The organism is Streptomyces sp. NPDC047081 (assembly GCF_040643775.1).
GTDB lineage: Bacteria > Actinomycetota > Actinomycetes > Streptomycetales > Streptomycetaceae > Streptomyces.
On the sequence record NZ_JBEYUY010000011.1, the window covers coordinates 166,572 to 189,209 of the forward strand.

The window sequence follows — 22,638 nt, forward strand, 5'->3', positions numbered from 1 at the left end:
GGGGGGCCGGTGTGGCCGAGGTTCGGTTTGAGCGGGTCGTCGGGGACCGGATGGTCGAGGAGTGGCGGTACGTGCACAACGTCGTCGTTCCGCCTGCCGCTATGTCTCTTGACGCGGCGCGGGAGCGGGGCGGGCGGAATTGGCTGGAGAACGTTTATCTGGGGGATGTGCTGGTGGGGTGTTCCACCGTGCGGCCGCCGGAGGGCGTGGGTGGGGTGGCCACCGTTATCGCGCGGGTTTTGCCTGAGTATCGGCGGCGGGGGATCGGGGCGGCCCTGTATGAGCGGGGGCTTGCGTACGCGCGGGGGCTGGGGGCCGAGGGGGTTGAGACCTGCGTGCTGGCCGCCAATGACGATGGGCTGCGGTTCGCCGCGCGGGTCGGGTTTGTGGAGGTCGAGCGGTACGTGCTCGACGGTGAGAGTGATCTGTGGGTTGATCTTCGGCTGGGGTAGGGCTGATTGTGGGACGTGAGGCAGGTTGCAACGATTCCCTCAACTTGTGGGAACTCGGTGTGTGCTGCGTCACGTTCGAGTTAGATGATTGCGAGTGAGCGAACCGACGCGCCGTGCGTGCGGACGCAGCTTGGCAGGGGGTCCAGGTGAGTGCTTCCCGGCGTAGTGGGACCACCGATGAGCTGGGGCCCGACGAGCCCGAGCGGGCCGGCCCCGTGGGCCCCGACGGCTCCGATCTGCTCGCCGCGCTCCTCGACGGGATGGACGCGGCACTGTGCGCCTTCGACGCCGACGGAGTCGTAACCCATTGGAACCGTGAGGCCGAGCGGATTCTCGGCTGGACCGCGGCCGAGGCGGTGGGGCGGCACGGGTTCGCGGGGTGGGCCGTGCGGGAGGCCGACGCCGAGGAGGTCGAGGGGCGGCTGATGGCCGCCATGCAGGCCCCCGGGCGGCAGGTGCACGAGTTCGCGCTGCTGACCAAGGACGGCGGGCGGGTGCTCGTGCGCACGCAGTCCGCGGCCGTACGGGGGCCGGACGGCAAGCCCGCCGGCCTGTACTGCGCCTTCAGCGAGGTGCACGCGCAGATCGACCTGGAGCGGTCGATCGCGCTGAGCGAGGCGCTGTTCGAGGACGCCAGCTGGGGGGTCGTGCTCGTCGATGCCGATCTTCGGCCCGCGGTGGTGAATGCGCATGCGGCTCGGTCGCTGGGCATCGGGCGTACGTCGGCGCTCGGGCGGCCGCTCGGGGAACTGCTCTCCCAGGGCGTGGAGGAACTCGAGAGCGCGCTCACCCATGTGCTCGCCGAGGGTGCGCCGCCGGCTCCCGCGGAGATCTGGGTGAGCGTGCGGACGCCGGACGGCGAGCAGCGGCGGTGCTGGCGGTGCGGGTTCGTACGGCTGGCTTCACCGCTCGCGGAGGAACCGGTTCCGCTTGGTGTCGGGTGGCTGTTCCAGGACGTCACCGAGGCCAAGCAGGGGGAGCAGGAGGCGTCGCTGCTGCGGTTCCGGACGAACCAGCTGCACCGGGCCGCGCGGGCGGCGGGGGAGTGTGAGGATCCGCGGGAGGCGGCGACGGTTCATCTGGACTTCGCGCTGGCCGGGTTCGCCGATCACGCGTTGATCGACCGGGTGGTGGGGGGCTCGGTGGGCGCGGACGGGGAGAGCGAGGGCGAGGCGCCGGTGCGGCTGGTGCGGGTTGCGGCTACGCCTTCCGGGGCGCCGGGGCCGAGTCTGCTGGCCGGGGCGGCGGGGTTGCCCGTGCGGTACGGGCAGGGACATCCGGCTCTGCAGTGCGTGGAGCGGGCCGGGTCCGTGCGGGCGAGCGTCGGGGCGGTGGCCGCCGAGCAGGCCCGGGAGTGGGCGCTGGCCCGGCGGTGGCCGGGGGACTCTGTGCATGCGTTGTGTGCGGTGCTGCGGAGTCGGGGGCGGACGCTTGGGGTCGTGACGTTTCTGCGTGGCGGCGGGCGCAGTCAGTTCGAGCGGGCCGACGCGGTTTATGCGGAGGACGTGGCTGTGCGGATTGCCGCGGCGTTGGACTTGGCCGGGGTTGTGGGGCGGGAGTAGGGAGCCCGCGGGCTGCGGTGCGCGGCCGGCTTCAGCGCTGGTAGAAGATCCGGTCGCCGTACTCCTTGAACACCCGGCCGTTCCACTCGTGGCCGCCGTCCACGTTCCCGGAGCGGAGGAGTGGGGGCTCGATGCCGCGGTCCGACAGGACTCCCGCCGCCGTCGCCATGACCGACTGGAGGATCGCGCTCGTCACCACCGTCGAGGCCGGGGCGAAGGGGGCCGGGATGGGGGGCAGGGTCAGGGTTGCGTCGCCGATGGGGATCTTGGAGTCCAGGACGATGTCGCAGTGGTCGCGGAGGTAGGTGCCCGAGGAGTGTCGGGAGCTGGTTTCCGTCGCGTACGCGACCGATGTGACGCCGATGACCTTCACGCCGAGGGTGCGGGCGTGCATCGCCATCTCGACCGGGAGGGCGTTGCGGCCCGAGAGGGAGATGATGATCAGGGCGTCGCCCGCGCGCAGCGGTGACGTGTCCAGAACCGCGCTCGCGAGGCCGTCGACGCGCTCCAGGGCGGAGCCCAGCGTGGCCGGCATCACATCGACGCCCACGGCCCCCGGCACCGCCAGCAGGTTCATCAGGGCGAGCCCCCCGGCCCGGTAGACCACGTCCTGCGCGGCGAGCGAGGAGTGCCCGGCGCCGAAGGCGAAGAGCCGGCCCCCGTCGGCGACCGTGTCGGCCAGCAGCGTGCCCGCCGCGGCGATGGCCGCGCCCTCCTCGTCGCGCACCCGTTCCAGGAGATCGATCGCGGCGTCGAAGAACTGGTCGGCCAGTTTGCCGTCGCTCATGCGGGTCCTTCCGGGTGGGATCACGGGTCACGGGTCACGGGAGCCATGAGGTTGTCATCGGCTGTGTCGCGGATCACCGTGCGGTCTGGACCAGTGCGGTGTCAATACGGCCGCCAGACGAGGGGGCCGCAACTGCCCGAATACGGGCGGCTACTCCCGAGTACTCGCCCGTAACCCCGTGGTTTCAACGGCGCGGCACGGTTGTCAGTGGTATGCGTCAGAATTGAATCCAGGGCCAGCGCACGCGCCGGGAAGCTCTTCGCGCTTCCGGCAGATCTCATCGAGGGGCACGTATGTCCGGACTGATCGACACCACGGAGATGTATCTCCGCACCATCCTCGAGCTTGAGGAGGAAGGTGTGGTCCCCATGCGCGCCCGGATCGCCGAGCGGCTCGACCAGAGCGGGCCGACCGTGAGCCAGACGGTGGCGCGGATGGAGCGGGACGGTCTGGTCTCCGTGGCGACCGACCGGCACCTGGAGCTGACGGACGAGGGCCGCCGCCTCGCCACGCGCGTGATGCGCAAGCACCGCCTCGCCGAGTGTCTGCTCGTCGACGTGATCGGCCTGGAGTGGGAGCAGGTGCACGCCGAGGCCTGTCGCTGGGAGCACGTGATGAGCGAGGCCGTGGAGCGGCGGGTGCTGGAGCTGCTGCGGCACCCGACCGAGTCGCCGTACGGCAACCCGATCCCGGGCCTGGAGGAGCTGGGCGAGAAGGACGGCGCCGACCCGTTCCTGGACGAGGGCATGGTGTCGCTCGCGGACCTCGACCCGGGCGCCGACGGCAAGACGGTCGTGGTGCGCCGTATCGGCGAGCCGATCCAGACGGACGCGCAGCTGATGTACACCCTGCGCCGCGCGGGCGTGCAGCCCGGCTCGGTGGTGAGCGTGACGGAGTCGGCGGGCGGCGTGCTGGTCGGCAGCGGCGGCGAGGCGGCCGAGCTGGAGGCGGACGTCGCCTCCCATGTGTTCGTCGCCAAGCGCTGAGCACCCGGCGCCCGATCGCCCTCCGACCTGGTACGAGTGTCGACCACCGGGATTCGGGAGGCGGTTGAGGCGCCTCGGCGGTCCCTTGACGTCGAGATTTTATGTGCCGAATTCGGAGCGCTCGGACGTTTCGCGTGCGAGGCTGGCGCGTGAGGCATATGACCTGAGGGGGCGGGAGGATGTGCCGCAGACGTGTGGATGGCCCCGGCGCCGAGTGGCGCCGGGGCCGGTCCTCCCCTGTGCTGACCCGGAGCCCCGAGCTCCCAGGGTCATCCCCCTCGGACCGTTTTCCCCGAGCGGTCCGCCTCCCGCTGAAGATCTCCCCTCGGCAGCGACGATCATTCCTTGAGTACGGTCACTCGAACGAGGGGTGTTGCTCACGGAAACGGCATTTTCGAATACCCATTCGATAGTCTGCCGGGTGACGGGAAACGCGGAACGTGCGCTTCAGGAGTGAAGACGTGAAGCGTGAGGGCGTGAAGGCGCGGCACGTGGAACCCGCAGGACGGAAGGCAGCTGCACGGCACGGCAGGACACGGTTCACAGGACCGGCCGGCTCGAAGCGGGAGTGAGCCGGTCCGAGCGGAGCTAGGGGGTGCCAGGACCATGGCGCGACGCATCGACGTGACCGGGGCGGGCGGGGTACGCCTCGCGGCCTGGGAGTTCGGCGACCCTCCCAAGACCGACCCGGCGGGCCTCGTACCGGAGCAGGCCGGTGCGCCGGATCGGCCCGAAGCGCCGGAGCGGTCGGGGACGCGCGACCAGGCCGCGCCGCCCGGTGGGCACGAGTGCGGGCCCGGCGTGCTCTTACTGCACGGCCTGATGGGCCGCGCCTCGCACTGGGCGTCCACCGCCCGCTGGCTGTCCGAACGGCATCGCGCGGTCGCACTCGACCAACGCGGGCACGGGCAGAGCGAGAAGCCCCCTCAGGCCGCGTTCACCCGGGAGGCCTACGTCGAGGACGCGGAGGCCGCGCTGGAACAGCTGGGGCTCTCCCCGGCCGTCCTCATCGGACACGCGATGGGCGCGCTGACCGCGTGGCAGCTCGCCGCGAAACGGCCCGACCTGGTGCGGGGCGTGATCATCTGCGACATGCGGGCGTCGGCGCTGGGCGCGGCCTCGCAGCGGGAGTGGCAGGACTGGTTCAAGGCCTGGCCCGTTCCCTTCGCCACGCTCGCGGACGTACGGAAGTGGTTCGGCGAGGACGATCCGTGGGTGGAGCGGCCGAATCCGGCGCGGGGGGAGTTCTACGCCGAGGTGATGCACGAGTCTGCCGACGGGTGGCGGCCGGTGTTCGATCCGGCGCAGATGCTTCAGACGCGGGAGACGTGGGTGTACGACGCGCACTGGGAGGAGTTGGCCCAGGTGCAGTGTCCGGCGCTGGTGGTGCGGGGGCTGGACGGGGAGTTGGGGCGGGCGGAGGCGCAGGAGATGGTGCGGGTCCTTCCCAGGGGGGAGTACGCGGAAGTGGCTGATGCGGGGCATCTTGTGCACTATGACCAGCCGGGGGCCTGGCGGGAGGCTGTCGAGCCGTTTCTGGATTCTGTGCTGGCGGTTTGAGGGGCCTAGTGGGGGTGGGGTTGCGGTCTTGTGGCGGCTGCGGGTTCGTTGTGGCTTGTCGCGCAGTTCCCCGCGCCCCTTCAGGGGCGCTTCAATCGAGGCCGCTATGGAACGTCCCTCAGCCCTTGCTCACCGCCGTCAGGATTTCTGGGAGGCGGGCTGCTGTCCTCGGGGCGGCCAGGTGTAGGCCCGCCAGGGTGATGCCGGCGCCGTAGGCCGTGCCCAGTGGCAGGAGCAGCCAGCCCCAGTCGTCGCCGTTCTTCGCCACGTTCACCCAGATCGTCGCCACGATCACCGGGGCCGTGAGCAGAGCGGCCGAGACCATGCCGCCGAAGATGGAGATCCAGGCGAGGCCGGTCTGGCCGGGGGCGACGTTCTTGTAGCCCTCCTGGGGGATGGAGTACGGGAAGCGGGCCGAGGTCCACGCGCCCGTCGCCAGCATCGCGCCGAGGAGGGCGAAGGAGAGGCCGAGGACCTCGGGGAGGCGGGGCCAGTCGCCGAGCATCGCCGTGGTCACGACCGTGACGAGAGTGGCGTACGGGAGGGTGATCACCAGCAATGCCAGTGCCCGGCCGCGCAGTTCGACGTACGCGTCCTGCGCCGAGGAGATCGTCGTCGCGACCATCCAGAACGCGGAGGTGTCCTGCCCGAACTGGTTGTACATCTGGATGCCGAGCATCCCGGCGGCGAAGCACGCGAAGTAGATCGAGCCGGTGCCCTGCAGCGCGTTGAAGACCGGCACGATCAGGCCGATCGCGAGCGAAGTGACCCAGGCCGCCTTGGTCTTGGGGTCGCGCCAGACGTAACGCAGGCTGCGCTCCATGACCGTGCCCGTGCGGCCGGCGGGCAGCAGGCGGGCGAGGCCGCCGGAGGTGCCGGGGTCGCGGGCGGGCTGGTCGGTGGCCGCCTGGAGGGTCGAGCCGTCCGGTGACGTCATCAACTTCGTGAGATGCCGGGACCATACGGCGATCAGCGCCACCAACGCGCCCGCGCTGAGCGCCAGTTGGAGGACCGCGACGCCGTACGAGCCCTCACTCGCCGAGTCCACCGCGCCGATCGCCGACGCCGGCGGCACCCATCGCAGCACGTCCCCGGCCGGTTCGAGCTGCGACAGCCCGCTCGAACCGAGCCGCTGCGCACCGAAGTTGACCAGCTGCGCCCCGATCGCGATCACCAGCCCGCTCAGCACCGCGAGATCGCGGCCCTTGCGGCTGGTCAGCAGCCGGATGTTGGCGGCGGCGACGGCCCGCGCGAGGGCCACGCACACCAGCAGCGCGAGCACGACGGAGACGACGGAGAGGGCGTACGCGGCAGCCCCGTGCGCCACCGTGATCACCGCGCCGGTCAGCAGGAGCAGCGTGAACAGCGGGCCGATGCCGACCAGCGAGGCCGCCAGCAGGGCCCGTACCAGCGGCCGGGGCCGCAGCGGGAGCATCACCAGGCGGGTCGGGTCGAGGGTCTCGTCGCCGCCGGGGAAGAACAGCGGCATCACCGCCCAGCCGAGCCCCAGCACGGCGACCAGCAGCACGACGACGGCCTCGGCGTGCGCGTGGCCGCGCAGCGCGATCAGGCCGAGCAGTTGCAGCGCGCCGAAGAGCAGCACGACGACGGCCGAGACGACGTATGCGGCCCGCCGCCCGCCGGACTGCCGCAGCCCGTTCTTCAGGAGCGACAGCTTCAGTCGTACGACGACGGGGGTGATGCCGGTGACCGGGGTGCCGTCGGTGGTCATCGCGTCCCGCCGCCCAGCCAGTCGAGATCCGAACCGGCGTCGCGCCCGCCCGCGCCGACGAGTTCGAGGAAGGCCCGTTGCAGGGTGGGCGCCTGGCCGCGGACCTCGGCGAGCGTGCCCTGGGCGCGGATGCGGCCGGCGGCCATCACGGCGACCCAGTCGCACAGGGACTCGACGAGTTCCATGACGTGGGAGGAGAAGACGACGGTGGCGCCGGAGGCCGTGTACCGCTCAAGCACGCCCCGGATGGTCTGCGCGGAGACGGGGTCGACGCCCTCGAACGGCTCGTCCAGGAACAGCACTTCGGGGTTGTGCAGAAGTGCCGCCGCGAGCCCGATCTTCTTCCGCATGCCGGTCGAGTAGTCGACGACGAGCTTGTGCTGGGCGCCGGCCAGGTCGAGCACGTCGAGCAGCTGCGTGGCCCGCTTGTCGACCTCGCCGCCGGGCAGCCCGCGCAACCGCCCGCTGTAGCCGAGCAGTTCACGCCCGGACAGCCGCTCGAACAGCCGCAGCCCCTCAGGCAACACCCCGATCCGGGCCTTCACGGCCACCGGATCCCGCCACACGTCATGCCCGACGACCTCGACAGTGCCATGGTCCGGCCGCAGCAACCCGGTGACCATGGAGAGGGTGGTGGTCTTCCCGGCCCCATTGGGTCCGACGAGCCCGATGAACTTCCCGGCGGGCAATTCGAGATCGATCCCGGCAACGGCGACTTGCTGCCCAAACCGCTTCCAGAGCCCACGCACACTCACAGCCGACGTCATGGAAGCCAACCTAAGAGGGGCGCGGGGAACTGCGCGACAAGCCACGACGAACCCGCACCCGCCAACGGCGAACGCGAGGCACCCCGACAGGCGCTACCGATCCCGCCCACACGCATAGGCAAGCGGCGAGATGAGCTCTTCGGAATCCGGCAGCCACCGATTCGCCGGCGTAGGCCGACGCGCCCACTGCACAGCCCCCCGCGACCCGAACCGCGTAGGCGGCGCAGCCACGTAGCTGCCCTCACCCAGCGCGGCGAGGTCGAGCGACGACGGTGTCCATCCGAGTTTCCTGACGAGTTCGGGAAGCTTCGCGGCGGCGCCGGGGAGTACGAAGAACCGCATGCGCCGATCCGGGGACAGCGTCACGGGCCCGAGCGTCAGCTCCATCCGCTCCATACGGGCAAGCGCCAGGAACCCCGCGGTCTCAGGGACGTCGATCGCGTCGAACGTACGCCCCGTCGGCAGCAGAATCGAAGCCGCCGGCTGCTTCTGCCACATCCGGCGGGCGACGGTCGCCGAGCCCGTGGCCTGCGTCGCCCAGTCCTCCCGCGCCGGATGCGCCCCCGGCGCGCCGCACCCCGCGTCGCCGCAGGAGCAGCGCTGCACCCCGTCGACGGCTTCCAGCCAGGTCCCCGGGAACACGTCCCAGTGACGCTCCTCGGCGTAGCGCACGGCGGTCTCCAGCAGCGATTCCCCGCGCTGCTTCGGAATCTGAGCGGCTTCGGTACCCGCGATCGTCTCTTCCACGCTCAACACAACTCCCGCATCCACCTCGGGTTACGGGGGTAACGCGCGCGGGGGAGGGGCATCGATTCCTCGGTTGGGGCGCATGGATGCACGTGTGGGGGCGCAGAGGAGGAACGTCGGCTTGATCTGGGTAGCCACGAGTGGGGTCGGCTTCGGTCTTTACCCCGGCAATCCTCGCATGCCTCGCATTTTCGGTATGTCCGCGGGGCATTGATCTTCAAGGCCGGATCTTTTCGCTCGGGGAGCAGAGGGATCCGGTCATGGAAGACACGCCAACTCGGTGCGTGGGCAGGCACCGCAGCCACAGGGGGTAGTGCCAATGGCCGCAAGGCCTCTCGTCGCGCGGCAGCCGAACGAACGGTTGCAGGCGCTCATCCAGGAGGCGGGGTGCTCGAACGCCGGGCTCGCCCGCCGGGTCAACATGTGCGGTGCCGAGCACGGCCTCGACCTCCGCTACGACAAGACGTCCGTGGCCCGCTGGCTGCGCGGACAGCAGCCGCGGGGCCGGGCGCCCGCCATCATCGCCGAGGCACTGGGCCGCAAGCTCGGCCGTACGGTCACGATCGACGAGATCGGCATGGCCAACGGCAAGAACCTCGCGTCCGGCGTCGGTCTCCAGTTCTCGCCGACCGTACTGGGGGCCATCGAGCAGGTCTGCGAGCTGTGGCGCAGTGACGTGGGCCGCCGGGACTTCCTGTCCGGCTCCTCCGTCGCCGCGTCCGCCCTCGTCGAACCGAGCCGCGACTGGCTGATCTCCTCGCCGGACTCGCAGGTGGCGCGCTCGGCGGGCCCGCGCGTCGGGCAGTCCGACGTGGCGGCCGTGAAGGCGATGACCCAGGCGCTCGTGGACCTCGACCACCAGTACGGCAGCGGGCATGTCCGCCCGGTTGTCGTGCACTACTTGAACAGCGTCGTCTCGGGGCTGCTGGCGGGGTCGTACCGGGAGGCCGTCGGCCGGGATCTCTTCGCGGCCGTCGCCCGACTCACCGAACTCGCCGGGTACATGGCCGTCGACACCGGCCAACCGGGCCTGGCCCAGCGCTACTACATCCAGGCGCTGCGGCTCGCACAGGCCGCGGGCGACCGGGGTTACGGCGGTTACGTACTGGCCGCGTCCATGAGTCATCTCGCCGCGCAACTCGGGAACCCGCGGGAGATCGCCCAGTTGGCGCGCGCGGCGCAGGAAGGGGCGCGGGGGCGCGTGACACCGCGCGCGGAGGCGATGTTCTACGCCGCCGAGGCGCGCGGGCACGCACTGATGGGCGACGCGCGGGCCGCGCAGGTGGCGTCCGGGCGGGCGGTCACGGCGCTGGAGGGCGCCGACGCGGCCTCCGGGGACGACCCGGCGTGGATCTCGCACTTCGACGAGGCCTATCTGGCCGACGAGTTGGCGCACTGCCACCGGGACCTCGGGCAGGCCGAGGCGGGCGCGCGGCGCGCGGAGGAGGCGCTGGCGAAGCTGCCGGAGTCCAAGGCCCGTCGCCGGGCGATCGGTTACGTGCTCCTCGCCACCGCGCAGGTGCAGCAGCGCGAGATCGAACAGGCCTGCAACACCGGACTGAAGGCCGTGGAACTCCTGGAGTCCCTCCGCTCCAACCGGGGCGCCGACTACCTGGAGGACTTCCAGCAGCGGCTGGAGCCGTACCGGGAAGAGCCGGTGGTACGGGAGTTCGGGGCGCGGTTGGAGTTGCAGGCGGCGGCGTGAGGGCGGGCGACCGGCCGGACCGTGGACGCGTGAATCCGTAAGAGTTTGCGTGAATCTGCGGGAAACGGCCGGTTGCCGTGCGGAATCGTGCACTGGGTGCCCGGTGGGCCGACAGGAGGTGGACATATACAGCGCGTTGTAGAGCGCGGCTGTTACTGCTGTCACAGGGAGGGAGGTTGCGGCCTGAGCTGCGTGGCACCCGGCTCGGGGGACCCGGTAGCGTGAGCCGACGATTCACAAGGTCCCCCATTAGTAGGAGTCCCGGTGACGCAGAGTGGACAGAGCGAGGAGCCCTCGCAGCGCCAGGCGCGCGAAGGCATCGTGCTGCCCTCCGACGGCGGCGAACCTTTGCTGCCGGGCATGCTGGGCGCCCAGCCCATCACCCCGACCCACCAGGGGCCACCACAGAACGGTTACGGCTACCAGGGCGGCCCCCAAGCGGGCCCGTACGGCGGCGGCTCGTACCCCGCCCCCCAGCCCGGCCCGCAGGCCCCGGCCTCGGCCCCGCCCGGCGCCCAGTCCTGGGGCACCCCCTGGGGCCCGGACCAGCAGCAGACCCCGCCCCAGCAGCAGGACCAGACCTGGCCGACGGCTCCGGCCCAGCAGTGGGGCACGGACGCGACGCAGAACCAGCAGAACCAGATCCAGCAGAACCAGATCCAGCAGAACCAGAACCAGTGGGGCGCCCCGGTACCGGACGCGATCCCGTCCCAGCCGCTGCCCCAGGAGACCTCGCAGACGCCGTACGGCCACCAGGCACCCGCCACCGACGCCTACGGCACCCCGGGCGCTTCCCTGCCTCCCGGCCCGACCGGCCCGACCACGTACGGCGCGCCCCTTCCGCCCGCCCAGCACGCGGCCCCCGGCGCCGCGCCCCTGCCGCCCGCCGACGAAGGTGCCACGCAGTACATCCCGCCCGTACCCGCCGCTCCCGCCAGTGAAGGGGCCACGCAGTTTCTGCCGCCCGTCGCTCCTGCCGTGGACGAGGGGGCGACCCAGTTCATTCCGCCGGTCGGGCCCGGGGCCCTGCCGCCGGAGGTCGGCGTACAGCCCCCGTCCGACGCCACGCAGTTCCTCGGGCACACGCCCCACGGCGGGCCCCAGGCCGGGCCCGGGCCGCTGCCTCCCGTCGCCGATCCGGACTCGCAGGCCACGCAGTACATCGCGCCGGTGACCGACGGGACGCGGCAGACGCCCGCCGAGTTCGACAACCTGTTCCGCAGCGGGCCCGGCGCCGGCAGTCCCGCCGGGGCCACTCAGCACCTCCCGCGCTTCGAACAGCACCAGCCGCAGCACCAGTCGGCGTACGGGCAGCCCCAGCCCGCCTACTTCCCGCCCGGCGGGCACGGTGGCCATGACGACGACGGGCGGGGCGGGCGCGGTGGCCGCGGCCGTTCGAAGGTGCCGCTCATCGCCGCCGTCGGCATCGGCATCGTTGTCCTCGGCGTCGGCGCCGGCGCGCTGCTCAGCGGCGGGGGCGGTGGCGACGGGCAGGACAAGAACCAGACCGTGTCCGCCACGGCACCGGCCGGCGACGGTTCCGCCTCGCCGTCCGCCGACGCGGCCAAGCAGCAGGCCGTCGCCCTGGACAAGCTGCTCGCCCAGAGCGGCGACAGCCGCGCCTCGGTGATCGCCGCGGTCGCGAACGTCAAGGCGTGCAGGAACCTGGACACGGCCGCCTCCGACCTGCGCGCCGCGGCCAAGCAGCGCACCCAGCTGGTCACCAGCCTGGCCGGCCTCTCCGTGGACGAGCTCCCGGACCACGCCGCCCTGACCACCGCCCTCACCCAGGCCTGGCAGGCCTCCGCGTCGGCCGACAACCACTACGCGGCCTGGGCCGACCAGGTGGGCGGCAACAAGAAGGGCTGCAAGAAGGGCCAGGCCCGCTCCACCGGCCAGACCCAGGCCGGCAACCGAGCGAGCGGCACGGCGAGCCAGCAGAAGGCCAAGGCCTCCCAGCTGTGGAACACGATCGCGAAGACGTACGGCCTGACCCAGCGCCAGCCGACCCAGCTGTGACCCGGGCGGTGCGGGCGCGGCCGTAACCGCGCCCGCCCGCTGCTCAGTCGACCTCGGCGCCCTGAAGGGTCTTCGTCACGTTCACGAAGCCCTTGTCGACCGCCACCAACTGCCCCTGCCGTACGGCCTGGAGGGTCACGTCGGCGTTGACCACGCGGGACAGGCCGATGCTGGCGAGCGGGCCCTGGCCGCCCCACTGCAGGGTCGGGGTGAGCCCGCCGGTGGTGATCTTCAGGCCGTCGTCGAGCTTGCGCCGTATCGCGTCGGAGGTGACGTCCTCGCCGCCCAGCGACTCGACGACCTTCTTGAACACGGTGTAGGCGATCCACGTCGTCTGCACGCCGGCGTCCGCGGGGTCGATGCGGTTGTCGCCGAAGGCCTGCTCGCTGATCACCTTCTTCATCGGGTCCCAGCGCGCGTCGGTCGACGCCGGGTACCAGCCGGTGATGTACGAGCCCTCGTACGGCCCCCTCGCGCCGCCGGCCTCGTTGATCGCCGTCTGGTCGACGCTGTCGAGCGTGGCCGCGGTCTTCACCGCGGGATAGTCGTCGCGCTCGCGCTGGAAGGAGTCCATGAAGGTGCTGGTGCGGTCCCCGAGCGCGGGGATGACGCACCCCTTCTTCGCCTGGTCGGTCGTGGCGGCGGTGAGCGCCTTCTGCGAGGGCCCCTCGTACTCGGTGGTGTCGTCCGCCGCGCGCTGGTCGACCGAGTCGGCGTGCCCGCCCGCCTTCAGGCCGGAGTCGAGCATGGGCGGCAGCTCGTCGCCCGCGATGGTGTCGGGCCGTATCAGCGTCACCGGGCCGCAGGCCGCGGCGAGTTCCTTGCCGAGGCCGGCCAGCAGCGTGGGCTGGCCGCCGTTGACGGGGTAGGACAGCGGGCTGGTGAACTCGGCGGTGGTGACGCCGTAGCCGCCTATGTAGGGGATGCCGGCGCCCTCCAGGTCGGGGAGGTAGGAGTCGCCGTACTGGCTGTAGGAGCCGACGACGGCGACGACGCCCCGCTTGACGGCGATCCGGGCGCACTTCGCGGCGGTCACGCTGTCGTTGTGGTCGTTGCAGGTCAGGACCTTGAGCTTGCGGCCGTTGATGCCGCCGTGGGCGTTGACCCAGCGGGCGTACGCCTGTGCGAAGGCGGGCATGCCGGGCTTGTTGGTGGCGCCGGTGTTCTGCGGGGCCCAGGTCATGACCGTGATCGAGTCGTCCCCGGAACCCCCCGTGGTACCGGGGACGACCCCGCAGCCGGCGGCGAACGACGCACACGCGGCCAGCGCCACCGCCGCGCGGACGGTGGATCTGACGGGCCGGATGTGCGTGGGGAGGAAGGTGCTGCGGTCGAGTCGCCTGCCGGTCATGGGTCCACACGCTTCCGCCACATCCGGAACCCGGGGATGACCCATGGTTATTGATCGGTGACGCGCAGGTGAATTACAGGGGTCGGTGAGGCGCCGGAAAGGAAGAACGTACGATCTATGACCGTGCAAGGCTCGGAGAACTCTTCCCGTCGTGGCCGTCGCTCCTCCACCATGGGCGACATGCCACTGAACGACATGCCGTGGTGGCGCTGGCGCAGCAATGTGCGCTCCGCGCTGCACATGCTCTCCGACCCGGGGTTCCAGAGAGAGGTCTGGCTCGCCGGCGTCGACGGGTACGGGGACGTCACCGACGCCGTGTACCGACTGGTCGAGGACACCTGGCTGGACAACTGGTCCGCCGAGAAGTACGTCGGCACGATCTTCCGCGACTCCCAGGAGGCGGCGCTCGTCGACACCGCGGTGCTGCGGGTGCTGCGGATCATGCACCAGGTCGGGCCGGACGCGCCCGTCTCCGCGTACCTGGAGCACCAGGCGTGGCCGGAGGCGGTGCGGGCGGCGCGGGACGCGCATGTGCGGCTGGCGATGGCCGACGGGGACGACCCGGACGCGCCGCCGCGCTCGCTGGAGATCCTGCGGATCATGACGCGGTCCGCGTAAGTCCGCGTGGCGGACGGCTGCCCTTCGGTTCTGGCCGGTATGGGACCCTGTCCTGCATGAACGAGCAGTCCGCCCAGTCCGCGCAGTACGTCCTCACACTCTCCTGCCCCGACAAGCAGGGCATCGTGCACGCCGTGTCGAGCTACCTCTTCATGACCGGCTGCAACATCGAGGACAGCCAGCAGTTCGGCGACCACGACACGGGTCTGTTCTTCATGCGGGTCCACTTCTCGGCGGAGTCTCCGGTGACGGTGGACAAGCTGCGGGCCAGCTTCACGGCGATCGGTGACGCCTTCCACATGGACTGGCAGATCAACCGGGCCGAGGACAAGATGCGGATCGTCCTCATGGTCAGCAAGTTCGGGCACTGCCTGAACGACCTCCTCTTCCGGGCGCGTATCGGCGCACTCCCGGTGGAGATCGCGGCGGTGGTGTCCAACCACACCGACTTCGCCGAGCTGGTGGGGTCGTACGACATTCCCTTCCACCACATTCCGGTGACGAAGGACACGAAGGCCGACGCGGAGGCGCGGCTGCTGGAGCTGGTCCGCGAGAACGACGTGGAGCTGGTGGTGCTGGCCCGCTACATGCAGGTCCTCTCCGACGACCTGTGCAAGCAGCTGAGCGGCCGGATCATCAACATCCACCACTCCTTCCTGCCGAGCTTCAAGGGTGCGAAGCCGTATCACCAGGCGCATACCCGGGGTGTGAAGCTGATCGGGGCGACGGCGCACTATGTCACCGCGGACCTCGACGAGGGGCCGATCATCGAGCAGGAGGTCGAGCGGGTGGGCCACGACGTGACGCCGGACCAGCTGGTGGCGATCGGGCGGGACGTGGAGTGCCAGGCGCTGGCGCGGGCGGTGAAGTGGCATGCCGAGCGGAGGATTCTGCTCAATGGGCGACGGACGGTTGTGTTCGCCTAACAGCTCGGGTTCATAGGTTCTCGGGCGGCTGCGGGTGGTTCGTGGTTGCTCGCGCAGTTCCCCGCGCCCCTGAAGCAGCCCGTCTTTTCAGGGGCGCGGGGAACTGCGCGACCAGCCCCCACGCACCCGCAGCCGCCCACGAAACCGAACCCGCCCCCACATTGGGCCATGTCACATCCTGCTCAACGACGCCGCCGCGAACAGCACATCCCTGATCGCGCCCCGGTCGCCCACCTGCCCCGCCGCAGCCTCCTCCGGCGGCACATGGCCTGCGGCCAGCCTGCAGAACTCCACGCCGTCCAGCGCCACGTGCGCCACCTCGAACTCCGGCGAGCCCACCGCCGCCGGTGAGTCCAGCGGGATCAGCCACTCGCCGCCGCCGGACCCCTCGATCTCCAGCCGCAGGCTCCGCCCCGGCCCGCCGGCCACGGCAAGGTGCCTCTCCCGGCCCGGCGCGGCCAACCCGCTCTGCCGGCGCTGGGCCAGCGCGGCGGGCAGCATGCGGGCCGCCAGGTCGATCATGCGGTGCAGGTGGCGCGGGGAGGGCGGCTCGTACGGGTAGTCCACCGCCTCGGCGATGTCCTCCGCGTGCACCCAGCACTCGAAGGCCCGGTCCAGCATCGCGTCGTGCAGCGGCAGTTCGAAGTCGCCGTACGGGACGGCCAGGCGCGCGGAGCCGGAGCCGCTGGTGAAGGACACCGTGCGGACCAGGTCGTGGGTCTGCTCGCGCCACGGCGCCCGGACCGAGCGGGTCGGCGGGAAGTACGACGTACGCCAGTACGCCTCCGTGCGGGCCGTCGGCGTCGGGCGCTCGGCGGTCACGTCGCCCAGCGGGTCGTCGAGGCCGAGGGCGAGAGCGACCAGGCCGTCGACGGTGAGGAGGTGGGCGATGACGCCGGCGACGGTCGTACGACGGCTGGTGGGGCCGTCGCCCTCGAACCAGCGCAGGCGTACGGGGGCGTGCCACTCGGCGTCGCCTATGTCCTGCAGCAGGGCGTCCAGGCGGGCGGTCTCGGCGTCGTACGGCGTGGCCCACTCCGGCACGGGGATGCGCGGCGGGCGCCGGTCGAGGCAGCCCTTCAGCACGTGGGTCCGCAGGGCGGGGTCCAGATCGAGGCTCTCCGGCGGATGCAACAGCCCGACGGCCCCCCGCAACCGCAGCGCCTCGTCGGCACAGGCCCCGCACTCCCCGAGGTGCTCCTCGACGGCGAGGCTCTCCTCGGCGGAACACGCGGCCAGGGCCCAGGCCCCGAGCAAGGCCTTCAGAACCCGATGCTCCAGAACCAGCGGCCCGGACGCGGACGCTTCGGGAGCCTCCGACCGGGCGGGAGTCGATTTGCCCGATTCCGTCAGTTTCTCCGGGTTCTCCGGCTCGTCCGGCTTCTCCGGCTGGGCGGCCCCCGGCACTGGACCCTCGCCGTCCTCCACCGACGCCCGCGGCATCGGTATGCGCGGCGGCTGGTCGGGGTCCCGGCCGGAGCCGCCCTCCGGCCCACCCGCACCGGCACCCTGTCCACCGGCCATGCCCGGAACGCCGTACCCCTCCTCGTCGTGCGCCCCGAAGCCCGTCACACCGCACCGCCGTACCCGGGCGGGGCCCCGGCGTCGTGGGCCGTGGAGAGGAGCTGGAGGCCCAGGCGCAGGCGGCGGCGGGCCTCGTCCTCGGTGACGCCCAGGTCGGCCGCGGTCTGGCGGTAGTCGCGGCGCTGGAAGTACGCCAGTTCCAGGGCGGAGCGGAGGGGGGACGGCATGGACGTGACGATGTAGTCCGCGCGGGCGGCCACCGAGGCGCGGCGGACCTTCTGCTCCAGTTCCTCCGTGGAGGCGCCCGCCGCCAGCGCCGCCGTCTCGGTGGCGCGCAGGCGCTGGACCGCGAGGCGGTGGGTCAGCGTGGCCACCCAGGAGCGCAGGGGGCCCTGCTTGGGGTCGTAGGTCTCGGGGTGCTCCCAGACGTGCGCGAAGACCTCGCGCGTGATGCCGTCGGCCGCGCGCTCGTCGCCCAGGACCCGGTGGGCCAGGCCGTGGACCAGTGAGGCGAAGCGGTCGTAGAGCTCGCCGAGGGCGGCCGCCTCACCGCGTGCCAGCCGCTGCTGCATCCTGCGGTCCCAGCGAGGCGGTGCGTCCTTCTTCGCCATACGACCCCCTCACCCGTGCCTGCGCTCGTGCCTCTGCCAAGCCTGCGTCCAACCGTCTCCTCGAATGTAGTCGGCACGTCCGACAACGCACGCCCCTTTGTCGCAACGCGCGCCCCCGGCAGAGCCGCAGGTGATAGTGGACTTTCGCCTACCCCGGTTCAGATCTGATCGAACAGGATCGAAGTCGACTAAAACAAGCCTCTTTCGATCGGTTTCCGTTTCTCGCCCGGTGTTTCAGGGAACGGCCGCTGGGCAGCCGCGCTGCAAGGAAGCGTAGGGACGACTTCCGTTTGCGGGGGTTCCGGCGAGCGAAGGGCATGGTGGTGGCGTTCTATGTGACCGGCGGCGAGCAGGGTGACTGGACCGTGCTCCAAGTGTCGGGCGAGCTGGATCTGGTGACCTCTCCGGTGCTGCGTCAGCGGGTGCACGACGTGGTGGCCGACGGCCGTCACAGCCTCGTCCTCGACCTCTCCGAGGTCTTCTTCTGCGACTCCAGCGGTGTCGGCGTCCTCATCGCCTCCCGCCGGCTGATCCGCTCCTGCCAGGGCAGCCTGCGCCTGATACTCCCCGCGCAGGGCGCGGTCGACGGCTCGCACGTCAACCGGGTCCTCGGCGCCCTCGGCGTCCGCCGCCTCTTCGACGTGTACGGCGACGTGGCGGAAGCCGTCACCGAGGACGCCGGGCCGCTCTCCGCGTGAGGCGGCCGTAACGCCCACCGGGGCTTCTGCATCACCGTTGTCCCAAAATTCCCCCGGTCTTGGCACAAGGGCCGCTTTACCGCGCCCGCGGGGGCCGGCGCGTCGTACGCTCCGTCGGGATACACCGATCCACCTCCGACGTGACGTAAGGCGGCCCGAAAGACATGGTCAGCAGCGAGTACGAGCGCAGGATCGCCGCCCGGTTCGCCACCTTCGACCAGGACGGCAACGGCTACATCGACCGCGAGGACTTCAGCGGGGCGGCCAAGGCGCTGCTCGCGGAGTTCGCCGTCGCGGCGCGCTCCGACAAGGGGCAGGCGCTGTACGCCGGCGCCGAGGCGTTCTGGCAGGGCATGGCCGGGATAGCGGACCGTGACGGCGACCAGCGGATCACCCGCGAGGAGTTCGTCACCGGCGCGGTCAAGCGGCTGCGCGACAACCCCGACCGGTTCGCCGAGATCGCCCGCCCCTTCCTGCACGCGGCCCTCGACCTCACCGACACCGACGGAGCGGCCACCGTCGCCGACACCGCGCGCGTGCTGCGCATCCTGGGCGTGACCCAGGAGGTCGCCGACTTCGCCGCCGCGGCACTGGACGCCGACGGCGACGGCAGGGTCCAGGAGGCGGAGATCGTGCCCGCGTTCGCCCGCTACTTCACGGTCCCTGAGTAGAGCCCTGCGAGTAGCGCTCGCGCAGCTTGTACTTGAGCACCTTCCGGAGCGTGTCGTTGCGCGGAAGGGCGTCCACCACCTCCAACTGCTCCGGCAGCTTGTGCACCGACAGCCCTTCCGCGCGCAGATACGCCGTTACGGCGTCCAGGGTCAGCTTCCCGGCCCCCGGCGGCTGTTCCACCACCGCGCACACCCGCTCCCCGCGCTCCGCGTCCGGCAGCCCGATCACGGCGACGTCCCCGACCGCGGGGTGCGCGGCCAGCAGGTCCTCGATCTCCTTCGCCGAGATGTTCTCGCCCTTGCGGATGATCACGTCCTTGAGCCGCCCGGTGAGCACGAGATGCCCGGACGCGGTGAGGTGCCCCAGGTCGCCGGTGCGCAGGAAGCCCTCCTCGTCGAAGGCCTCCGCCGTCTGCGCCGGGTCCAGATAGCCCTGGCACACCGCCTCGCCGCGCAGCCGCACCTCTCCGTCCGCCGCGATCCGTATGTCCATCCCCTCCGGCGGCCGGCCCTCGGTCGTCGCGAGGTTCTCCACGGTGTCGTCAGGCGCCCCCATGGTGATCATCGGCACCTCGGTCATCCCGTACCCGTGCGTGAGCTGCACGCCCATCTCGCGCACCACGGCGTGGTAGACCTCCGGCGGCTTCGGCGCGCCGCCGCCCGCGAGCAGTCGTAGCGAGGGAATGACCTTCGTCCCCGGCTGCTTGCGCTGCTCGGCCAGGAACATCGAGTAGAACGCCGTCGACCCGCCCGCCACCGTCACCCCGTGCCTGCGGTACTCCGCCAGCGCGTCCGGCAGCGCGAACTGCTCGAACATCACCGCCGGGAAGCCGTACAGGAGCAGCATCACGGTGTAGTCGGGGCCGGCTATGTGGGCGTACGGGAAGGCCATCGAGCCCACGTCGTCCGCCGACAGGTGCAGCGCGTGCGCGAGGCACGAGCCGCCCGCGATCAGTGAACGGTCCGTGTGCAGAACGCCCTTGGGGTCGGAGGTCGTGCCCGAGGTCCAGTAGATCCAGCGCACCGAGGTGCCCTCGGCGGGTGGCGGGGGCAGTACCGCCGGGTCTCCGTCGGGAAGGCCGTCGTACGCCTCGAAGATCCCCTTGGCGCCGAGCCGGCGCGCCATCTCGGTGTGGTCGAAGCCGCGCCAGGTCCCCGGTACCGCGAAGTACTCCGCCTTCGACTCCCGTAGCGCGAAGCCGACTTCGCGGTCCCGGTAGAAGGGGATGACCGGGGTCTGTACGGCGCCCAGGCGGGCCAGTGCGAAGGAGAGCAGGGCCGTCTCGATGCGGGTGGGCAGCTGCCAGGCGACCACCGTGCCGGGGCGTACGCCCATGTCGTACAGGCCGGCCGCGACCCGCTCGGCACGCGTGCGCAGGGCGCCGAAGGTGAGGGTGCGGTCGTCCTGGAGCAGGACCGGCCGGTCGGGGGTGAGGTCGGCGCGGCGGGCGACCAGTTCCCAGAGGGTGCGGGCGGAACTCAGGGAGTGCGGGGTCTCGTTCACGTATGCCCCCTGCTTGGCTGACGACTCGTCAGGTGACATGCTATCTGACACACCATCAGATACGTACTGTTCGGCGGAGGGGACCATGACGAGCGAACTGCCCCGCATCATCAGCGTCGACGACCACGTGATCGAGCCCGCGCACCTCTTCGACACCTGGCTGCCGGAGAAGTACCGCGACCGGGGCCCGCAGCCGTTGACCGCCGGGATCGGTGAACTCGCCTACGTCGCGGGCAAGTACCAGATCACGATGGATCCGGACGGGCCGCCGACGGACTGGTGGATCTACGAGGACCTGAAGTTCCCGTACAAGCGCAACATCGCCGCCGTCGGCTTCGACCGGGACGAGATGACCCTGGAGGGGATCACCCGGGAGCAGATGCGGCGCGGGTGCTGGGATCCGAAGGCGCGCCTGGAGGACATGGACCTCAACCACGTCGAGGCGTCCCTCTGCTTCCCCTCCTTCCCGCGCTTCTGCGGGCAGACCTTCGCCGAGGCGCACGACAAGGAGGTCGCGCTCGCCTGTGTGCGCGCCTACAACGACTGGATGGTCGAGGAGTGGTGCGGCGACAGCGGCGGCCGGCTGATCCCGCTGTGCCTGATCCCCTTGTGGGACGTGGAGTTGGCGGTCGCGGAGATCCGGAGGAACGCGGCGCGCGGGGTGCGCGCGGTGACGTTCTCCGAGATCCCCACCTATCTCGGGCTGCCGTCCATCCACTCCGGCTACTGGGATCCGTTCTTCGCGGTCTGCCAGGAGACCGGCACGGTGATCAACATGCACATCGGCTCGTCCTCGCAGATGCCGGCCGCGTCGCCTGACGCGCCGCCCGCCGTACAGGCCTCGCTGAGCTTCAACAACGCCATGGCCTCGATGATGGACTTCCTCTTCAGCGGAGTCCTGGTGAAGTTCCCGACGCTCAAACTCGCCTACTCCGAGGGGCAGATGGGCTGGGTCCCGTACGCCCTGGAGCGCGCCGACGACGTCTGGGAGGAGCACCGTGCGTGGGGCGGCGTACGGGATCTGATCCCGGAGCCGCCGTCGACGTACTACTACCGGCAGATGTTCTGCTGCTTCTTCCGCGACAAGCACGGGGTCGCTTCGCTGGATGTGGTGGGGCGGGACAACGCGACCTTCGAGACGGACTATCCGCACGTCGACTCGACCTTCCCGCACACCAAGGAGGTCGCCCTCGACCATGTGAAGGGCCTCGACGACGAGACGGTCTACAAGCTGATGCGGGGCAACGCGATCCGCATGCTGGGTCTGGACCTCGACCGCTAATGGACCTGTCGTACACGCCCGAAGAGGAGGAATTCCGGGCGCGGTTGAGGGAGTGGCTCGGCAAGGCGCTGCCGTCGTTGCCGGAGAAGCCGTCGCCGGACGACTGGCCCGCGCGTCGGGCGTACGACATGGGCTGGCAGCGGATGCTGTACGACGCCGGGTACGCCGACGTCCACTGGGACGCGTCGCCGACGGTTCGGCTGATCTTCCTGGAGGAGACCGAGAAGGCGGGCGCGCCTTATGTGGGTGCCGGTTTCGTCGGGCTGCTGCATGCCGGGCCGACGATCGCGGCGGAAGGGACGGCGGAGCAGCGGGCGCGGTGGCTGCCACCGATCCTGCGCGGGGAGGAGGTCTGGTGCCAGGGGTTCAGCGAACCGGACGCCGGGTCGGACCTCGCGTCACTGCGCACGCGCGCGTGGCGGGACGGGGACGAGTATGTGGTGCGGGGGTCGAAGATCTGGACCTCGCATGCGGAAGTCGCCGACTGGTGTGAGCTGTTGGTGCGGACGGACGCGGATGCGCCTAAGCATCGGGGGATCAGCTGGCTCGCGATGCCCATGTCCGCGGCGGGGGTCACCGTGCGGCCGCTGCGGACTCTGGCCGGGTCCGCGGAGTTCGCCGAGGTGTTCCTGGACGACGTGCGGGTGCCGGTCGGGAATCGGGTGGGGGACGAGAACGACGGGTGGCGCGTGACGATGGTGACGCTGTCCTTCGAGCGCGGTACGGCGTTCGTGGGGGAGGTCGTCGCCTGCCGGCGGGTGTTGGGGGAGCTTGCGGCGGAGGCTCGGCGGAACGGGCGGTGGGACGACGCGGTTTTGCGGCGCAGGCTGGGCCGACTCAACGCGGAGTTCCGTGCGTTGTGGCGGTTGACGCAGTGGAATGTCAGCGAGGGGGAGGTGTCTGGCGGGGTGCCGGGGGTGGGGGGTTCGGTTTTCAAGTTGCGGTACTCGCATGCTCGGCAGGAGCTGTATGACGCTGCGGCCGATGTGCTGGGGGTGGATGCGCTTGACCTCGACCGGGCGTGGGTGCTCGATCGGCTGTCGTCGCTGTCGTACACCATCGCCGCTGGGACCTCGCAGATTCAGCAGAACATCGTGGCTGAGCGGATTCTTGGGTTGCCGAAGGGGAGGGGGTGA

20 protein-coding genes are annotated in these 22,638 nt (G+C 71.1%); 12 read left to right on the forward strand and 8 right to left on the reverse strand.

Annotated elements, in window-relative coordinates; all coding sequences use genetic code 11:
- Window positions 1-11 precede the first annotated feature (11 nt).
- A complete protein-coding gene (locus ABZ848_RS22595; protein ID WP_360834460.1) occupies window positions 12-452 on the forward strand; it encodes a GNAT family N-acetyltransferase in 441 nt (146 codons plus the stop codon).
- A 146-nt stretch (window positions 453-598) separates the two neighbouring features.
- Window positions 599-2,014, forward strand: coding sequence for a PAS domain-containing protein (locus ABZ848_RS22600; RefSeq protein ID WP_360834462.1), 1,416 nt, complete (start codon window positions 599-601; stop codon window positions 2,012-2,014).
- A gap of 31 nt (window positions 2,015-2,045) precedes the next feature.
- On the opposite strand, the gene ABZ848_RS22605 is transcribed toward ABZ848_RS22600, so the two are convergent.
- Window positions 2,046-2,801 (reverse strand): SIS domain-containing protein, encoded by a 756-nt coding sequence (locus ABZ848_RS22605; protein WP_360834464.1) that lies wholly within the window; start codon window positions 2,799-2,801, stop codon window positions 2,046-2,048.
- A 293-nt stretch (window positions 2,802-3,094) separates the two neighbouring features.
- Here ABZ848_RS22605 and ABZ848_RS22610 point away from each other — a divergent pair, with 293 nt between their 5' ends.
- Complete coding sequence (locus ABZ848_RS22610) at window positions 3,095-3,787, forward strand: metal-dependent transcriptional regulator (RefSeq protein WP_030941023.1); 693 nt, start codon at window positions 3,095-3,097, stop codon at window positions 3,785-3,787.
- Between the two features lie 606 nt (window positions 3,788-4,393).
- Window positions 4,394-5,347 carry an alpha/beta hydrolase gene (locus ABZ848_RS22615; protein ID WP_360834466.1) on the forward strand — a complete coding sequence of 318 codons (954 nt, stop codon included), beginning with the start codon at window positions 4,394-4,396 and terminating at the stop codon, window positions 5,345-5,347.
- 118 nt (window positions 5,348-5,465) lie between these two features.
- Here ABZ848_RS22615 and ABZ848_RS22620 read toward each other — a convergent pair whose 3' ends face one another.
- The 3 genes from ABZ848_RS22620 to ABZ848_RS22630 form a co-directional block, all read right to left on the reverse strand.
- Window positions 5,466-7,079, reverse strand: coding sequence for a transporter (locus ABZ848_RS22620; protein WP_360834468.1), 1,614 nt, complete (start codon window positions 7,077-7,079; stop codon window positions 5,466-5,468).
- Window positions 7,076-7,846, reverse strand: coding sequence for an ABC transporter ATP-binding protein (locus tag ABZ848_RS22625; RefSeq protein ID WP_360834470.1), 771 nt, complete (start codon window positions 7,844-7,846; stop codon window positions 7,076-7,078). The genes ABZ848_RS22620 and ABZ848_RS22625 overlap by 4 nt, the downstream gene beginning before the upstream one ends.
- Window positions 7,847-7,939: 93 nt before the next feature.
- Window positions 7,940-8,602 carry a bifunctional DNA primase/polymerase gene (locus tag ABZ848_RS22630; protein ID WP_360834472.1) on the reverse strand — a complete coding sequence of 221 codons (663 nt, stop codon included), beginning with the start codon at window positions 8,600-8,602 and terminating at the stop codon, window positions 7,940-7,942.
- A 310-nt stretch (window positions 8,603-8,912) separates the two neighbouring features.
- Between ABZ848_RS22630 and ABZ848_RS22635 the strand changes: the two genes are divergently transcribed.
- A complete protein-coding gene (locus ABZ848_RS22635) occupies window positions 8,913-10,298 on the forward strand; it encodes a transcriptional regulator (protein ID WP_360834474.1) in 1,386 nt (461 codons plus the stop codon).
- Between the two features lie 264 nt (window positions 10,299-10,562).
- On the forward strand, window positions 10,563-12,317 hold the full coding sequence (locus ABZ848_RS22640) for a hypothetical protein (protein WP_360834476.1): 1,755 nt from the start codon (window positions 10,563-10,565) through the stop codon (window positions 12,315-12,317).
- A 43-nt stretch (window positions 12,318-12,360) separates the two neighbouring features.
- On the opposite strand, the gene ABZ848_RS22645 is transcribed toward ABZ848_RS22640, so the two are convergent.
- Entirely contained in the window at window positions 12,361-13,668 is a 1,308-nt protein-coding gene (locus ABZ848_RS22645; RefSeq protein WP_360834478.1) for an ABC transporter substrate-binding protein, read from the reverse strand.
- Window positions 13,669-13,785: 117 nt separating this feature from the next.
- Here ABZ848_RS22645 and ABZ848_RS22650 point away from each other — a divergent pair, with 117 nt between their 5' ends.
- Together ABZ848_RS22650 and purU are read left to right on the forward strand one after the other, a co-directional pair.
- Window positions 13,786-14,286, forward strand: coding sequence for a hypothetical protein (locus ABZ848_RS22650; protein WP_360834480.1), 501 nt, complete (start codon window positions 13,786-13,788; stop codon window positions 14,284-14,286).
- Window positions 14,287-14,342: 56 nt separating this feature from the next.
- Window positions 14,343-15,212 carry a formyltetrahydrofolate deformylase gene (gene purU / locus ABZ848_RS22655; protein ID WP_360834482.1) on the forward strand — a complete coding sequence of 290 codons (870 nt, stop codon included), beginning with the start codon at window positions 14,343-14,345 and terminating at the stop codon, window positions 15,210-15,212.
- Window positions 15,213-15,383: 171 nt separating this feature from the next.
- Here the strand turns inward: purU and ABZ848_RS22660 are convergent, their stop codons facing one another.
- Window positions 15,384-16,655 carry a zf-HC2 domain-containing protein gene (locus ABZ848_RS22660; RefSeq protein WP_360834729.1) on the reverse strand — a complete coding sequence of 424 codons (1,272 nt, stop codon included), beginning with the start codon at window positions 16,653-16,655 and terminating at the stop codon, window positions 15,384-15,386.
- A gap of 125 nt (window positions 16,656-16,780) precedes the next feature.
- Entirely contained in the window at window positions 16,781-17,347 is a 567-nt protein-coding gene (locus tag ABZ848_RS22665; RefSeq protein WP_360834484.1) for a sigma-70 family RNA polymerase sigma factor, read from the reverse strand.
- Window positions 17,348-17,664: 317 nt separating this feature from the next.
- Here ABZ848_RS22665 and ABZ848_RS22670 point away from each other — a divergent pair, with 317 nt between their 5' ends.
- Entirely contained in the window at window positions 17,665-18,045 is a 381-nt protein-coding gene (locus tag ABZ848_RS22670; RefSeq protein ID WP_360834486.1) for an STAS domain-containing protein, read from the forward strand.
- A 164-nt stretch (window positions 18,046-18,209) separates the two neighbouring features.
- On the forward strand, window positions 18,210-18,716 hold the full coding sequence (locus ABZ848_RS22675) for an EF-hand domain-containing protein (protein WP_360834488.1): 507 nt from the start codon (window positions 18,210-18,212) through the stop codon (window positions 18,714-18,716).
- Here ABZ848_RS22675 and ABZ848_RS22680 read toward each other — a convergent pair.
- Window positions 18,700-20,220 (reverse strand): AMP-binding protein, encoded by a 1,521-nt coding sequence (locus ABZ848_RS22680; protein ID WP_360834490.1) that lies wholly within the window; start codon window positions 20,218-20,220, stop codon window positions 18,700-18,702. The two genes, ABZ848_RS22675 and ABZ848_RS22680, sit on opposite strands and share 17 nt — an antisense overlap.
- Window positions 20,221-20,305: 85 nt before the next feature.
- Here ABZ848_RS22680 and ABZ848_RS22685 point away from each other — a divergent pair, with 85 nt between their 5' ends.
- Window positions 20,306-21,502, forward strand: coding sequence for an amidohydrolase family protein (locus ABZ848_RS22685; protein ID WP_360834492.1), 1,197 nt, complete (start codon window positions 20,306-20,308; stop codon window positions 21,500-21,502).
- Entirely contained in the window at window positions 21,502-22,638 is a 1,137-nt protein-coding gene (locus ABZ848_RS22690; protein WP_360834494.1) for an acyl-CoA dehydrogenase family protein, read from the forward strand. The genes ABZ848_RS22685 and ABZ848_RS22690 overlap by 1 nt, the downstream gene beginning before the upstream one ends.